The 14,407-nt window shown below is 40.9% G+C and carries 16 protein-coding genes and 1 pseudogene; 12 read left to right on the top strand and 5 right to left on the bottom strand.

The annotated features are described in order from the left end of the window. The first annotated feature begins 82 nt into the window (after positions 1-82). Positions 83-670, top strand: a complete 588-nt coding sequence (locus PQ469_RS12510; RefSeq protein ID WP_274213264.1) for a fasciclin domain-containing protein — start codon at positions 83-85, stop codon at positions 668-670. Between the two features lie 131 nt (positions 671-801). Continuing rightward, on the top strand, positions 802-1,275 hold the full coding sequence (msrB, locus tag PQ469_RS12505; RefSeq protein WP_274213263.1) for a peptide-methionine (R)-S-oxide reductase MsrB: 474 nt from the start codon (positions 802-804) through the stop codon (positions 1,273-1,275). Here the strand turns inward: msrB and PQ469_RS12500 are convergent. Continuing rightward, positions 1,265-1,621 carry a GIY-YIG nuclease family protein gene (locus PQ469_RS12500; protein WP_090650595.1) on the bottom strand — a complete coding sequence of 119 codons (357 nt, stop codon included), beginning with the start codon at positions 1,619-1,621 and terminating at the stop codon, positions 1,265-1,267. The two genes, msrB and PQ469_RS12500, sit on opposite strands and share 11 nt — an antisense overlap. Before the next feature lie 86 nt (positions 1,622-1,707). Between PQ469_RS12500 and PQ469_RS12495 the strand changes: the two genes are divergently transcribed. From PQ469_RS12495 to PQ469_RS12470, 6 genes are all read left to right on the top strand, one after another. Continuing rightward, positions 1,708-2,484, top strand: a complete 777-nt coding sequence (locus PQ469_RS12495) for an XRE family transcriptional regulator (RefSeq protein ID WP_090651060.1) — start codon at positions 1,708-1,710, stop codon at positions 2,482-2,484. Positions 2,485-2,559: 75 nt separating this feature from the next. Continuing rightward, the gene (locus PQ469_RS12490; protein ID WP_274213262.1) at positions 2,560-2,937 is read left to right on the top strand and encodes a DUF4890 domain-containing protein; all 378 of its coding nucleotides are present in this window, start codon (positions 2,560-2,562) and stop codon (positions 2,935-2,937) included. 106 nt (positions 2,938-3,043) lie between these two features. Next, positions 3,044-4,174, top strand: coding sequence for an aminotransferase class I/II-fold pyridoxal phosphate-dependent enzyme (locus PQ469_RS12485; protein ID WP_274213261.1), 1,131 nt, complete (start codon positions 3,044-3,046; stop codon positions 4,172-4,174). Further along, positions 4,164-4,781 carry a dethiobiotin synthase gene (gene bioD, locus PQ469_RS12480; protein WP_274213260.1) on the top strand — a complete coding sequence of 206 codons (618 nt, stop codon included), beginning with the start codon at positions 4,164-4,166 and terminating at the stop codon, positions 4,779-4,781. Before PQ469_RS12485 ends, bioD begins: the two co-directional genes overlap by 11 nt. Positions 4,782-4,845: 64 nt before the next feature. After that, positions 4,846-5,754: a 3-hydroxyacyl-CoA dehydrogenase family protein gene (locus tag PQ469_RS12475; protein WP_443192806.1), complete on the top strand. Its 909-nt coding sequence runs from the start codon at positions 4,846-4,848 to the stop codon at positions 5,752-5,754. Between the two features lie 48 nt (positions 5,755-5,802). Next, the gene (locus tag PQ469_RS12470) at positions 5,803-6,093 is read left to right on the top strand and encodes a YXWGXW repeat-containing protein (protein WP_090650581.1); all 291 of its coding nucleotides are present in this window, start codon (positions 5,803-5,805) and stop codon (positions 6,091-6,093) included. 112 nt (positions 6,094-6,205) lie between these two features. On the opposite strand, the gene argS is transcribed toward PQ469_RS12470, so the two are convergent. From argS to PQ469_RS12455, 3 genes and pseudogenes are all read right to left on the bottom strand, one after another. Beyond that, on the bottom strand, positions 6,206-8,134 hold the full coding sequence (argS, locus tag PQ469_RS12465) for an arginine--tRNA ligase (RefSeq protein WP_274213259.1): 1,929 nt from the start codon (positions 8,132-8,134) through the stop codon (positions 6,206-6,208). Positions 8,135-8,200: 66 nt separating this feature from the next. Then, a pseudogene (locus PQ469_RS31350) lies at positions 8,201-8,590 on the bottom strand (type II toxin-antitoxin system VapC family toxin). Then, positions 8,575-8,808, bottom strand: coding sequence for a hypothetical protein (locus PQ469_RS12455; RefSeq protein ID WP_274213257.1), 234 nt, complete (start codon positions 8,806-8,808; stop codon positions 8,575-8,577). Before PQ469_RS12455 ends, PQ469_RS31350 begins: the two are co-directional and overlap by 16 nt. A gap of 113 nt (positions 8,809-8,921) precedes the next feature. Between PQ469_RS12455 and PQ469_RS12450 the strand changes: the two genes are divergently transcribed. The 4 genes from PQ469_RS12450 to PQ469_RS12435 all read left to right on the top strand — a co-directional run bounded on the left by PQ469_RS12450 (position 8,922) and on the right by PQ469_RS12435 (position 13,607). Continuing rightward, the gene (locus PQ469_RS12450) at positions 8,922-10,364 is read left to right on the top strand and encodes an arginine deiminase family protein (protein ID WP_274213256.1); all 1,443 of its coding nucleotides are present in this window, start codon (positions 8,922-8,924) and stop codon (positions 10,362-10,364) included. 104 nt (positions 10,365-10,468) lie between these two features. Further along, a complete protein-coding gene (gene ctlX, locus PQ469_RS12445; protein ID WP_274213255.1) occupies positions 10,469-11,395 on the top strand; it encodes a citrulline utilization hydrolase CtlX in 927 nt (308 codons plus the stop codon). 232 nt (positions 11,396-11,627) lie between these two features. After that, complete coding sequence (locus PQ469_RS12440) at positions 11,628-13,022, top strand: arginine decarboxylase (protein ID WP_090650569.1); 1,395 nt, start codon at positions 11,628-11,630, stop codon at positions 13,020-13,022. A 222-nt stretch (positions 13,023-13,244) separates the two neighbouring features. Then, positions 13,245-13,607 carry a hypothetical protein gene (locus tag PQ469_RS12435; RefSeq protein WP_274213254.1) on the top strand — a complete coding sequence of 121 codons (363 nt, stop codon included), beginning with the start codon at positions 13,245-13,247 and terminating at the stop codon, positions 13,605-13,607. An 87-nt stretch (positions 13,608-13,694) separates the two neighbouring features. Here PQ469_RS12435 and PQ469_RS12430 read toward each other — a convergent pair whose 3' ends face one another. After that, complete coding sequence (locus PQ469_RS12430; protein ID WP_274213253.1) at positions 13,695-14,240, bottom strand: hypothetical protein; 546 nt, start codon at positions 14,238-14,240, stop codon at positions 13,695-13,697. Positions 14,241-14,407: the final 167 nt, after the last annotated feature.

Below are 14,407 nucleotides of genomic sequence, written 5' to 3'. Positions count from 1 at the left end.
GCCGTGCGCCGCTTTTTTTATTTAGAACTTAAATTAGCAAAAACAGTTAACTGTTTGATTGTTATACCTGTAACCAACCACTATGAAAAATTTGATAATGCTTGCTGCCTTACTTTTATTAGGTACTATGTTATTTGCGCAAACAAAGGCTGTAAATCCAAAAGCAATTGGCCCTCTAAAAGTTGCAGCGGGCGATAGCATGCGATCCGCTAACGACATTGTTAAAAACTTAGCTATATCCAAAGACCTATCGGTGTTTTACAATTTTATTAAAACCGCAAACCTTGCATTAACTTTCCAAAGCCGTGGACCTATTACCATATTTGTTCCTGTGAATGGTGCCTTTCAGAATTTACCTGCAGGAAGGCTCGATTCGTTAATGAAACCATCACATATTTGGGAACTTACCAGTATTTTAAGTTACCACGCTATAGCCGGTTGGTTTAAAGCAAAAGATATTGAAAAACAGATTAATAAGAGTAAAGGTGCAGCTACATTTACTACCCTGGCGGGCTATAAACTGAAAGCAAAGATTGATGCAAACCGTAATATTGTTTTGATTGATGAAAATGGAGGAGAATGCATTATTAGCCGTTTTGATATTGAGCAAAATAACGGCATGTTACATGTGGTAAACAAGGTACTGCTACCTAAGGCAAAAGTTATATAAATTGTACTATGAGATGACAAACCACCTAAACTGCAATTTCGTATTTTAACTAATTAGTTGTAAGGATAAATCCGATTTTACGACTAACAGGGCAAAATCATAGTTCAAAAAAAAACGAAATGAATAAAGTAATGAGAAAATCAATTTTTGCTATAGCTATAATAAGTATCATAACAGCTTTTGGCTGCCAGAGCAGCAGCGGCCAGGCAAAACGCAAGCTCAGTAAACCAGCGGCGGAGTGGAAAAAAACACTTACGCCCAACCAATACTACATTATGGTTGAAAGCGGAACCGAACCTCCTTTTAAAAACGAATACTGGAACAACCACGAAAAGGGTGTTTATGTAAGCGCTGCCACAGGCGAAATATTATTCAGTTCTGAGGATAAATTTGATAGCGGTACAGGGTGGCCAAGCTTCGTAAAAGCTGTCGACCCTAAAAAAGTTGCTATTGTTAATGATAACAGCTACGGCATGAGCCGCGACGAAGTTATCGAAAAAAGCACTGGGCTACACCTTGGTCACGTTTTTGACGACGGCCCTGCCGACCGCGGCGGCAAACGTTTTTGCATGAATTCAGGTGCTTTAAAATTTATTAAAAAGTAATAGCACGCCTGTTGGCGTTTACCGACGGGCGCAATTGCGGCCTGGTACGTATCCCGCTTTCATATTTTAAGCCAATGGTCAGATCTACCCAATCAGGGTTAACCGGTCTGATCATTTTTTCTTTTTGGGGCCTTGTATAGGTGCTTACTGTTTTAAAGCGTTCCATCGCCTGCTCTTCGGTATTAATCTCTTCAAAATACACTAAACGGTTAAGCTGCTGTGCGCTATCAAAAAATAAGGTTGGCATATCGCTGTAAAACTGCAGCGTTTTTACCAGGTCTGAACATAAGCCTACATGAAGGTTTTTCCTGTTTCTGTCGGTGATGATATATACAAAACGTTTCATTTTTTGATAAAAATTTTGGTGAATGAATAAATATTACTAACTTTATGAGCATAAAATTACTAATAAATTTAGCAAATGCAAATTTTATGTCAATAATTTCACAAAATATTAAGTTCCTTCGCAAAAAGAAGGGAATTACCCAACAGCAGTTCGCTGATGAAGTAGGTATAAAACGCTCATTGGTAGGTGCTTATGAAGAAGAGCGTGCAGAGCCGAAATATGAATTACTAAAACAATTAGCAATCTACTTTGACATTAGCATTGATGATTTTATTAATGAAACCATTAACGAAAAGTGGGCGCCAAAACCAAAAGGTAACCCTGCAAACCTGCGCGTGCTAAGTATTTCTGTTGATAAAGAGGATAACGAAAACATTGAAATGGTGCCCCTTAAGGCCAGCGCCGGTTATTTAAATGGGTACGCCGATCCGGAATATGTAGCCAAGCTCCCTAAGTTTTACTTACCTATGTTTAAGCAGGGAACTTATCGCGCTTTTGAAATAAAAGGAGATTCGATGCTGCCGATAGTATCGGGCGATATAATTATTGCAGAGTACCTTGAAAATTGGGCAGATGTAAAACCTGGCGAAACTTACGTGGTAATATCAAAGGATGATGGCGTTGTATATAAAAGGATAGGTAACAAATTCAAAGACAATAAAAAGCTAAAGCTGATATCTGATAACCCGGTATATGAGCCGTATGAAATAAACGGCGAGGACGTACTGGAAATCTGGAAGGCAAAAGGCTATATATCAACCCAGTTACCACAGCCTACACCCGAGCCAACCATGGAAAGCCTTACCAATATGATGGCCCAGATGCAGCGTTCGATATCCAACTTACAGCAAAGCAACAATTAAGTTACAACAGCTTTCTTAAACCTTTACGTTATATCTTTATCTTAAGATTAAAAACGTAAATAAATTAAAAGAGCTATGAAAAAATTTCTGTTGATGTGCTGTTTCTTGATGGGGATTGCAGCTGTAAGCCATGCACAAGGTGGCGGTATGAGAAAGAGCCCCGAAGACAGGGCTAAAGACCTACAGACACAGTTAAAATTAACTGACGACCAAACCGCCAAAGTTACGGCCATTTATAAAGAACAGGCAGTAAAAATGGATAGCGTACGTACTGCAGCCAATGGCGACAGGGATGCCATGCGCAGTGCCATGATGCCTATGAGAAAAGCAACTAACGATAAAGTGAAAGCTATTTTAACTCCGGATCAAGCCACTGCTTTTGACAAGTTGCAAAAGGACATGATGGATAGGATGAGACAAGGTGGCGGCGGAGGAGGCGGCTCCCAAAACTAATTCAATATAGTACGATAAAAGAAGCGGCGATGAGCCGCTTTTTTTATTTTTGCACGGTAAAGCACAAGCTCGGCGTCAGATATACCCTATTAAAACATTCCATAAATTGACAATAACCAACGATTTCCTGAGAAACAAACTTGATGAGCGAAAGGAAGCCGGTATTTACCGCAGCCTGAAGCCGGAGAACAGTATTGTCGATTTTTGTTCAAACGATTACCTGGGTTTTGCCCGGTCGCCTGTGTTAAAAGAGCATATTAAAGCAGAATTGGATAACAATCCACGAAGCTTAAACGGATCAACCGGCTCAAGGCTGCTTTCAGGAAACTCACAGTATGCCGAAGACCTCGAATTGGAAATTGCCGGGTTTCATGGATTTGAAGCCGGCTTATTATTTAATTCCGGTTACGATGCCAACCTGGGCCTGCTCTCGTGCCTGGCGCAACGTGGTGACACCATTATTCTTGATGAATTAATACATGCCTCTGCCATCGACGGTGCGCGGCTAAGTAACGCCAACCGGTATAACTTCAAACACAATAGCATTGATAGCCTGGAAGCCAAATTAAAGGCATCTAAAGGCAATTGCTATGTGGTTGTAGAAAGTATATACTCCATGGACGGCGATTCGGCCCCAATAAAAGATATCGTTGATATAACAGAAAAGTACGGTGCGCATTTAATTGTTGATGAAGCACATGCAGTTGGCTTGTATAAAAAGGGCTTAACAAACCAACTTGGCCTCCAAAATCGGATATTCGCCACGGTTGTCACTTTCGGTAAGGCACTTGGCAATCACGGGGCGATTGTGCTGGGTAGCAAGGTGCTTAAGGAATACCTCATCAACTTTGCCCGGCCATTTATTTATAGCACGGCCCCCTCCTTTCATCACTTAGCATCGATAAAAATGGCGTATCAGCTATTAAATAATGTTGAAAAGGAAATTATCGACCTAAAAAACAACATTGCATATTTTAAAAAACATACCAACATCAATAGTGATTATCCTTTGTTGCAAAGCGATAGCGCTATCCAATGTATTATTTTAAAAAACAATGACAAAGCCCGCCTGATAGCAAATACCTTACAGTCAGCAGGTTTAGATGTACGACCCATTTTAAGCCCAACGGTAGCCGCCGGGACAGAACGTATAAGAATATGCTTGCATAGTTTTAATACCTTAAATGAATTAGCTTTGCTGTGTAATACAGTAAACAGTTTTATTAATGCCCGCTAAACAACCTATTTTTATTACCGGCATTGGCACCGGTATTGGCAAAACCATAGTATCGGCAATTGTGACCGAAAAATTAAAGGCAGATTATTGGAAACCTATCCAATCCGGCGATTTGGATAATAGTGATACTCAAAAAGTACAAGGCCTGGTTTCCAATCCCGGCACAAAATTTCATCCCGAAGCGTATCGCTTAACACAGCCATTTTCTCCCCATAAATCAGCCGCAATTGATAAGGTTACTATCGAAATGGAAAATATTGTGTTACCTAAAACAGATAACCAGCTGGTGATTGAAGGCGCAGGTGGCCTGATGGTGCCGTTGAATGACAATTTTTTGATGATCGACCTGATTAAACAGCTTAACTCAAAAGTGATCCTGGTATCACAGCATTACCTGGGGAGCATTAACCATACCCTGTTATCCATACACGCGCTTAAAAAATACAACATCGAGGTTATGGGTATAATATTTAATGGCGCCAAGGATATTTATTCAAAAAGCTACATTCTAAATTATTCCAATCTACCAGAATTGGGCACCATACCCACTTTTGAGAATCTAACCAGGAAGGCAATTATAGATGCCGGCGCTCTTATTAGCTTATAATAGGCTGATCGAGTTTTGCAAAACCAATAATTTGAATCAATTTAGTAATTGTATAAACTGATAAATGATGAAAAACATAACCGTTATTGGATCCGGAACTATGGGTAATGGCATAGCCCACACCTTTGCCCAATATGGGTTTGAGGTAGCGCTGGTTGACATCAATGCCGATGCCCTGGCAAAAGCCGTACAAACGATTATCAATAATCTTGACAGGCAGCTAAAAAAAGGCAGTATAGATGAGATTGGTAAAACAAATACCCTAAGCCGGATCAAAACGTATACCGATTTGAAAGAAGGCGCTGCAACCGCCGACCTGGTTATTGAAGCTGCTACCGAAAACCGGGAGATTAAACTCAAGTTATTTAAACAACTAAGCGAAATCTGTTCGGACGACGTTATTCTCGCCTCTAACACATCATCTATATCAATAACCGAAATTGCAGCTGCTACCAAGAATCCGGGCAATGTAATTGGTATGCACTTTATGAACCCGGTACCGGTAATGAAATTGGTAGAGGTAATCAGGGGTTATTCCACATCAGATTCGGTTACACAAACCATTATGCAGCTGGCCCAAAAGCTGGATAAAGACCCTGTTGAAGTAAACGATTACCCCGGTTTTGTTGCCAACCGCATTTTAATGCCAATGATTAACGAAGCTATTTATACACTATACGAAGGTGTGGCCGGAGTGCAGGAAATTGATACCGTTATGAAATTGGGCATGGTCCACCCCATGGGCCCGCTACAGTTGGCCGACTTCATTGGTCTGGATGTTTGCCTGGCTATATTAAAGGTGTTGTACGATGGCTTCGGCAATCAAAAATATGCACCTTGCCCCTTGCTGGTAAACATGGTTACAGCTGGCCACCGCGGCATAAAAACCGGGAGTGGATTTTATAAATATACTGCAAGCAGCAAAGATTTGGTAGTAGCAAGCAAGTTCACCAAATCCTCATTAAACCAATAATCCCGGAAACTGTCAAACATCTGTAAGTAACTACTAAACATTTTACAGATGAAGACAATTGCGAAAACCGGATTAGTATTAGCCTTATCAGCATCACTATTTACATCCTGCGCAGCCGACTATTACGTAGCCGAACGACCGGCCGAACCCGTATATGTACGACCGGCTGCACCCTATCCGGGCGCCTATTGGGTACCTGGCGAATGGGCCTGGCGTGGCGGCAGCTATGTTTATGTAAACGGATACTATGCAAGGCCGCGTGCCAATCGTGTTTATGTACAAGGCTACTGGCACCCTGTTCGCCATGGCTATGCATGGCATAGGGGCCATTGGAGGTAAGCGAAGCCCCCTAACCCCCTAAAGGGGGAACAATAGCTTAAAAGCAAAACGCATAGCCATTTGGCTGACTATGCGTTTTGCTTTTAAACTCCCTATTCAGGAGCCAGGGGCTTTACATTCTCTCCGGTACATCTATTCCTAACAAAGCCATTCCTTTGTTAATTACTTTGGCCGACGAAGCAGATAGTTCCAATCTAAATTGTTTCAGCACTTCGTTTTCTGCCTGGAGTATCGATTTTTCGTGGTAAAACTTGTTGTAAGTCTTTGCCAATTCGTAAACATAGTTTGCAATAATTGCAGGGCTATAGCTATTGGCGGCGTCTGTTATTACCGTTGGGAATTGGGTTAATAGTACAATTAGGTCGCGTTCTACCGTATCTAAGGCTGTTGTTTCAATTGTGCTTTTAACCTGGTATTCTGCGCGGCTTAATACCGACCTGATACGGGCATGTGTGTACTGAATAAAAGGCCCTGTATGGCCCTGAAAATCTACCGATTCATTCGGATCGAACAACAAACGTTTTTTAGGATCAACCTTAAGCAGGAAATATTTTAGGGCCCCCATACCTATGGTGTGATATAATTGTTGTTTGTATTCGTCGCTAAAGCTATCAACCTTGCCCATGGCATCGGTTTGTTCTTTAGCGGTAGCATCCATTTCGGACATAAGGTCATCGGCATCAACTACCGTACCCTCGCGAGATTTCATTTTACCAGATGGCAGATCGACCATACCATACGACAGGTGGAACAGCCCATCAGCACCTGCCTTGCCCAATTTATTGAGGATCAGGAAAAGCACTTTAAAGTGATAATCCTGTTCGTTACCTACCACATAAATGGATTTATCCATGTGGAAGTCGTTATATTTTAATTGGGCCGTACCTAAATCCTGGGTAATGTAAACCGATGTTCCGTCTCCACGTAAAACCAGTTTTTCATCCAGCCCATCGGCAGTCAGGTCTATCCAAACCGAACCATCCTGTTTTTTAAAGAAAACACCTTTTTCCAGTCCCTCATCAATAATATCTTTACCTAACAAATAGGTGTTCGATTCGTAATAATACTTATCAAAATCAACACCCAGTTGCTTATAAGTTTCGGCAAAGCCCGCGTAAACCCAACCATTCATGGTTTTCCATAGGTCGAGAACTTCAGCATCCCCGGCTTCCCATTTCTGGAGCATTTGCTGGGTTTCTATCATCAGCGAGGTAATATTTTTTGCTATCTCTTTAATCTTATCTTCCTCGGCACCAATTTTATCGGTTAACTCAGCAATAAGTTTGGTCTCATTTTCGGGCGTAGCGTATTTTTTTGCTTTTAGTTTATCAATATTAATCAGCAGTGCCTGTATTTTCTCTTTTTGGTTATCATTAAATAGCGTCAGGTCGTTTTCTTCGTACACGCGCTCCAGAATAGGCACTAATTGTTTTCTTAGTTCCTTATCAAACAACACATAATACTTACCAACCAAATGATCGCCTTTCAGGCCGGATGACTCGGGTGTTTCGCCATTGCCAAATATTTGCCACGCCAGCATAGATTTACAAATGTGGATACCACGATCGTTCACCAGGTTCGCCTTCACAACATCGTATCCGGCAGCTGCCAGAATTTGCGCTACCGAAAAGCCTAATAGATTGTTACGGATATGACCGAGGTGCAATGGCTTATTGGTATTTGGCGATGAATATTCCACCATTACCTTTTGCTCGTTAGGCTTAGCCACAGCAAAATCATCGGGCAATACCTGGTTATATAGCTGACCAATCCAATATTCGTCGCTTAAAGAGATATTTAAAAAACCTTTAACTACGTTGAAAGCGGCAACTTCTCTTAACTCATTTTTAAGATATTCGCCAATTTCGGAACCTGTTTGTTCGGGGCCTTTTCTGGAAAATTTGGTAAACGGGAATGTGACTATAGTAACTTGCCCCTCAAATTCTTTACGGGTTTCCTGTAAGCTTATAGCGGCCGGGGCTACATCTGTTTGGTACAAATGTTTAATGGCTTTAACGGCCGCTTCAATAATAAAATCCATGCGGCAAAATTAATTAAATTGGGGATAACGGCTGTAATAAATTTGGAGGAACGGAAAATGCTCTGCCTAAATAACTAATCGAAGCTTTTCAATCCGTTCAAAGTGCTTTTTGTTTAGGGTAGCACAAGGAATATTGTGGCAGATTGCTGTAGCAGCAATAAATAAATCCGCGGTCTCTATTCCTTTGTTAATCTTTCTTAAATCAATATAAATTTCAGAAGCTGTAACTGCTACTTTGGCATCGAAATTTAAAACATCCATTTTCTAAAAAAACAAATTCCAGTATTCTATCTGATCATCAAATGCGCCAGCATATATTTCATATTGCGTGATCGTTGAAACAGCAAATCTTTGACCTGTTTTAGTTAGTTGAAAAAAAGCAGTTTTAGTTTGGTCCTTTTTTCTAAAGTGCTCGATCAAAATGGAGGTGTCCAACAGGATTATTTCGTCCGCCATCTATTCAAGCGTTTTCTTATTTCTTTATACTCTTTATATTGTTCGTCGCCAATTACAGGTCCGCTCAACAATAATTTCTGAAAATCAGTAAACTCATCTTTTTTAGGCTGTTCTCTTATCTTACTCAATTCCTGCTCCAAAATAGCCCGCTTGTCTTCAGGCAATTGCTGCACAACATGCAATAACTCATCAAACCCTATTTCTACTTTCAATTCCATATTCAAATATAATCAATATTTAAACGAATAGTAAGTTGCCCTGTTTCAATTTCATGTCAACATTCCAATTCTCATTTTTTTTCTGATAGATTTGTGTTTGATCATTCCGATTTATGACAGTTAAAAACTCCGATTTTAAAATAGATGTAACCTCCGAAATTGGCACCCTGCGTACCCTGCTCATTCACAGCCCCGATAGTGGCCTCGGCAAAGTTGTACCTTCAAAAGCACAGGATTGGCTATTTGAAGATATTGTGCACCTGGATACCATGCGCCGTAACGAGTATGATTATTATGTGAAACTGCTGCTTTATTTTTTAGATCCGGATAAAATAAAAGGCAAACTGCAACAGATAGAAAGCGATTACCAACGTGAGTTTTTTAAACCCGACCATACCAATTTCCACGCATCAAACAACGTTATTGAGATACAAACCCTGCTGGCCGATATTTTACAACAGCCGGATATCCGTAAAAAACTGGTGGCTTCTGTTTGTGCAATTGAGAGCTGCAATTACCGGTTACAGCAACAGTTGATAGATACAGATCCTATAGAATTGGCAAAAATTTTCATTTCGGGTTCATTGAATGACGACGAAATGATCTTCGCCCCAATTCCAAATCTCATTTTTTCGCGCGATTTGGGTATAGCCATAAACAACCACATGCTGCTGAACAAACCGGCTAAAAAAGCCCGCTTCCGCGAGACTTTGCTAATGCGGTATATATTTTTTAACCACCCGCTGTTTGCATCTTATCAAAATAATATATTAGAGATTCCCGAAACAGCCCAGCATTTTTTGCGCCCCGGCGAGGATAACCAGGAAAAAACCACTTTAGAAGGTGGCGACGTAATGATGGTGAGCCCGCAGCATCTGTTGATTGGTTGCAGCGAGCGTACCTCTATCAGCGGCGCCAACGAAGCTATTAAACTGTTGTTTGATAACGATGTTGTAAAAAAGGTAACCATTGTAAAAATACCGCACAAACGCGACTATATGCACATTGATACGGTATTTACCCAGGTAAAACGTAATACATGGGTGCTGCTGCGCTCATTGGCCATAGCCGAGGCGCCGCCGGAAGAGCAGGAGCCAATGTCGTGGTTTGCCGATAAAAAGTCAAAAGACAAAACCGAGATTGTACAGTTCCGGAAAGACAAGAAACCCAAAGTATTCAATTGCCTTGAAGACCTGTTATCCAGTATCAGCGAAAAAGACCTGCAAAGCGAAGACAAAACCCGGTTCATCTACTCGGGCAACAACGTATTCCCGTTTGATTCGCGCGAGCAATGGACAGATTCATGCAACCTACTGGCCTTAAAAGAAGGCGTAGTTTTAGGGTATGACCGTAACGACAAAACCGTTGAAGCATTTAAACAAAGTGGCTTTGATGTAATAAAGGTGAACGACCTCCTGCAAAAATTTGAATCGGGCGAACTTGATCCGAAAACTTTAACAGATACCTTAATTTTAATGCCATCCGCAGAACTTTCAAGAGCCCGTGGTGGTTTTCATTGTATGAGTATGCCTTTGTTAAGAGATAAAGTAATCTGAACCGGAATTTACAGAATTGAAGAATTTACAAAATGAAAGAGGCAGCAAATTCTGCTAATTCTAAAATTCTGTAAATTCTGATTCTGACTAATGACCATTGACCAATGACTGACAACCAATCAACATCAAACATATTAATGATCCGCCCGGTAAATTTCGGCTTTAATGAGCAAACTGCCGAAAGTAACGCGTTCCAAAACCGAGATGCAGACCAGCAGGCCGTACAGGATAAGGCCCTGGCCGAATTTGATCATTTTGTAAAAACTTTAGAGCACGCAGGTGTTCAGGTAATCGTGGTGAACGACACGCCACAGCCCCATACCCCTGATTCTATTTTTCCGAATAACTGGGTTTCATTTCATGATGACGGTACAATTTTCCTTTACCCCATGCAGGCCGAAAACCGCAGGCTGGAACGGCGGGAGGATATCATAACCAACCTGGAGGACAAGTTCAAGGTAGGCCATATTATCGACCTCAGCCGTTTCGAGGCCGATCACCGTTTTTTGGAGGGCACGGGCAGCATGGTGCTGGATAGGGAAAATAAAATCGCCTACGCCTGCCTTTCGCCACGTACTGATAAACAGGTATTGGATTTATTTTGTGAACAGGCCAGCTACAAAGCCATCAGCTTTGACGCGGCAGACGAGCATGGTAAAGCCATTTATCATACCAATGTATTGATGTGCGTGGGCAGCAAATTCGCGGTTATTTGCGCGGATAGCATCCCTAACCCTCACGAGCGTATAGTTGTTTTAGAATCTCTTAAATCAACTCAAAAAGAGGTTATCACCATCAGCTTTGAGCAGATGAATCGTTTTGCAGGCAATATGCTCGAGGTAAAGAATGATAAAGGCGAAACACTCATTGTGATGTCAAAAAATGCATTTGATGTTTTGAAAAGCGAACAAAAAATGACCTTAGAAAAATATGGTAATTTGGTTTATGCAGATATCAACACTATAGAAACCAATGGTGGTGGAAGTGCGAGGTGTATGATGGCCGAGGTGCATTTGCCGGTTAGTTCATAGGCAATAGATCATGGTTAATAGCAGCTTCAAATTTCATCATGAACGGTAATAACATTTCTTTCATATGTAATAGGTGATGGTTACAGACCGCCTCAAACCTCACCATGAACTATTATCCATGAACAATGAGCCACAATGCACAAACAAATTACATTCAAACCATAAATTTTATCCCAACAAATAGCCAATTATTCCGTTTTAAAATCACATTTTTGCCCCAAATTTTTTAAGGATGCAGAGTTACCAGGAATTTCTTGATTTAAGTGTTGGCTTCCCGCAAGATGGTTTTGAGATCATCGACGACGAACTATACTTTCAGGACCTTAATTTAATGGAGATGATTGAAACGTATGGTACCCCCCTACGCTTTACTTATCTGCCACAGATCTCAAAAAAGATCCAGCAGGCCAAACTGTTGTTTCAGCAGGCTATAATAAAAAATAACTATCGCGGTAGCTATAAATATTGTTATTGTACCAAAAGCTCGCATTTTAAGCACATTGTTGAAGAGGCGCTTAAAAACGAGATTCACCTGGAAACATCATCGGCTTTTGATATGCCAATGATTGATGCCCTGGAGAAAAAAGGTGCTGTTAATAAAGATATTACCGTAATATGCAATGGTTTTAAAACGTTCCAGTACAAAACGTATATTATTGATATGCTGCATGATGGTTTTAAAAACATCATCCCCGTGTTGGACAACAAGGAAGAGTTTAACCTTTACGACGATGAAATTGAGATGGATACCCCATGTAACCTTGGTATCCGTATAGCGGCCGAAGAGCAGCCAGATTCTCAATTCTATACCTCGCGCTTAGGGGTACGTATGGAGGATATCATCGATTTTTACCACAACAAAATTGAAGATAACCCTAACTTCCAGGTAAAACTATTGCACTTCTTCATCAACTCCGGTATTTCAGATACCCCATACTATTGGAACGAGCTGGAGAAATACGTAACGCTTTATTGCAAGTTCAAAAAAATCAACCCGCACCTGGATACCCTTGATATTGGCGGCGGTATGCCGTTTAAGGATTCGCTGGTGTTTGATTTTGATTACGAGTACATGATTAATGAGATTGTGAGCCGTATTAAAGAAATTTGCGCCGAGCACGATACCATGGAGCCTGATATTATTACCGAATTTGGTAAATATACCGTTGCCGAAGCATCGGGCATCTTGTATAAAGTATTGGGCCGTAAACAACAAAATGACCGTGAGCGCTGGTTAATGCTGGATGGTTCATTCATCACCAACCTGCCCGATGTTTGGGCACTTAACCAAAAATACATCCTGTTACCTGTAAACAACTGGGATAGCGAATACGAGCGCGTAAACCTTGGCGGCATTACTTGTGACGGCCAGGACTATTACAACCAGGAAGCGCACATGAACAGTGTGTTTATGCCAAAAACCCGTAAAGTACAATACCTTGGCTTCTTTAACACAGGCGCCTACCAGGAAGTGCTAAGTGGTTACGGCGGTATCCACCACTGTTTATTACCATCACCAAAACACGTCATCATCCGCCGCAACCGCGACGAAACATTCAACTTTGAAGTTTTTGGCGAAGAGCAAAACAGCAAACAGGTATTAAAGATACTGGGCTATACCACTTAAGCAGTTGGCAGTTTTGAGTTTGCAGTTGGCAGAAAAATATTTAGCGATGGGTTTTACTCATCGCTTTTTTTTAATTTATTCGCCTGGCTTACAAGTTGCACTACGTTATTTTATGTAGGCGGCTTCCAAAAAATCCGGAGATATTTTGCTGCCAATAATTTCGTTGAAACCCGGCTATATTATTTTCGCCCCCAAATCACTACCTTGTAGTTACAAAATGCTATGAAGCCAACCAATGAACATGACTGGAAAGCAATTCCATTTCCGTTTGAACATGAAAAAATCATCCTGAACAAGGTACTAACCAATGAAGGGTACAACGCGTTAATATTAGGCCATCGTCCACATGGTATGGACGACAGGTGGTTTGTATATTGCAAAGATTCCTGGCTTTACCTGCACCGAAGCTGGACTGGTTACTGTATCTTCAAAATCAAGTTGGATATGATTGACGGAAATTATAAGCTGACAGAAGCGCATTTAAGTCGAGACCAGGATCAATACAGATCATCCAGTAAGGAATCTGATATTGAAGTAATAAATTTGGTTATCGATTTAGTTATTAAAGACAATTTGCGCTCATAGGTTAAATCTCGCTGAAAAGGGCACCCTCCCTTCCGGCACCCTTACAAAAAAAAATCTCGATACTTGATACTAACTACTTGATACCATTTATCTTCCCGACGCTACTCCCCAATAACAACTATTTCGTATCTTTTTGAGTAGGTCAGGTGTAATGCTGGATACGGCATGTTCCAGTTTGTTTTGGTTGTTGATGAGGTACATGGTGCCGTTTACATTATTGTACACATAGGAACATAACACTTTATCTTCCCCGTCCTCTATTTTTTTAACATCAACACGCACAGCATTGGTTTTGTTGCTTGTATCCGGCTGCAAGGCCGGGTCGGCGGCTTTTACCCAGTTAACCGTGTAATTTATGTCCTGTGGCGATAAGCTTGCTGTATTGGCCTTAAAGCTTTTACTTTCGTGTATTACCTGCAGCAGGCATTTTACACAGGGGTCGCTGGCGGTGGCTATTCCGTATTTCTTTTGCGGATTATTCAGTACACTATCCTTTTTACCATTTACCTGGACGGTACTTTTTGAACTATCTGCCGATACTGCCTGTGGCTTAGCTTTTTGCTGATTACAGGCTGTTATGGATATTGCTGTAAACACTGTTAAAAAAACGACGTTTAGCTTATTGAGTATCATAATTTACTTCATAATGGTGGTGTAATATATACAGCCCATAATACATTTTGTGTTAATTTATTATAAATACAACAACGGTAATTTGTTCAAAAACGTTGCTAACTAAATTTAAACCTTGTTTTTATTGCAATTAATGGACAGACGAAGACAGATTTTCTGTAAAAAAT

Origin of the sequence: Mucilaginibacter sp. KACC 22773 (genome assembly GCF_028736215.1) — a bacterium.
Classification (GTDB): Bacteria; Bacteroidota; Bacteroidia; order Sphingobacteriales; family Sphingobacteriaceae; genus Mucilaginibacter.
This window is presented reverse-complemented; position numbering and strand designations above follow the sequence as displayed.

What these genes read in the sequence shown, in the direction of transcription:
- PQ469_RS12455 (WP_274213257.1), bottom strand. Translation starts at nt 8,808, where the DNA reads ATGGAATTGAAAGTAGAAATAGGGTTTGATGAGTTATTGCATGTTGTG.
- PQ469_RS12440 (WP_090650569.1), top strand. Translation starts at nt 11,628, where the DNA reads ATGCAGAGTTACCAGGAATTTCTTGATTTAAGTGTTGGCTTCCCGCAA.
- msrB (WP_274213263.1), top strand. Translation starts at nt 802, where the DNA reads ATGAGAAAATCAATTTTTGCTATAGCTATAATAAGTATCATAACAGCT.
- PQ469_RS12490 (WP_274213262.1), top strand. Translation starts at nt 2,560, where the DNA reads ATGAAAAAATTTCTGTTGATGTGCTGTTTCTTGATGGGGATTGCAGCT.
- PQ469_RS12430 (WP_274213253.1), bottom strand. Translation starts at nt 14,240, where the DNA reads ATGATACTCAATAAGCTAAACGTCGTTTTTTTAACAGTGTTTACAGCA.
- PQ469_RS12435 (WP_274213254.1), top strand. Translation starts at nt 13,245, where the DNA reads ATGAAGCCAACCAATGAACATGACTGGAAAGCAATTCCATTTCCGTTT.
- argS (WP_274213259.1), bottom strand. Translation starts at nt 8,134, where the DNA reads ATGGATTTTATTATTGAAGCGGCCGTTAAAGCCATTAAACATTTGTAC.
- PQ469_RS12510 (WP_274213264.1), top strand. Translation starts at nt 83, where the DNA reads ATGAAAAATTTGATAATGCTTGCTGCCTTACTTTTATTAGGTACTATG.
- PQ469_RS12475 (WP_443192806.1), top strand. Translation starts at nt 4,846, where the DNA reads ATGATGAAAAACATAACCGTTATTGGATCCGGAACTATGGGTAATGGC.
- PQ469_RS12450 (WP_274213256.1), top strand. Translation starts at nt 8,922, where the DNA reads ATGACAGTTAAAAACTCCGATTTTAAAATAGATGTAACCTCCGAAATT.
- PQ469_RS12500 (WP_090650595.1), bottom strand. Translation starts at nt 1,621, where the DNA reads ATGAAACGTTTTGTATATATCATCACCGACAGAAACAGGAAAAACCTT.
- ctlX (WP_274213255.1), top strand. Translation starts at nt 10,469, where the DNA reads ATGACTGACAACCAATCAACATCAAACATATTAATGATCCGCCCGGTA.
- bioD (WP_274213260.1), top strand. Translation starts at nt 4,164, where the DNA reads ATGCCCGCTAAACAACCTATTTTTATTACCGGCATTGGCACCGGTATT.
- PQ469_RS12470 (WP_090650581.1), top strand. Translation starts at nt 5,803, where the DNA reads ATGAAGACAATTGCGAAAACCGGATTAGTATTAGCCTTATCAGCATCA.
- PQ469_RS12495 (WP_090651060.1), top strand. Translation starts at nt 1,708, where the DNA reads ATGTCAATAATTTCACAAAATATTAAGTTCCTTCGCAAAAAGAAGGGA.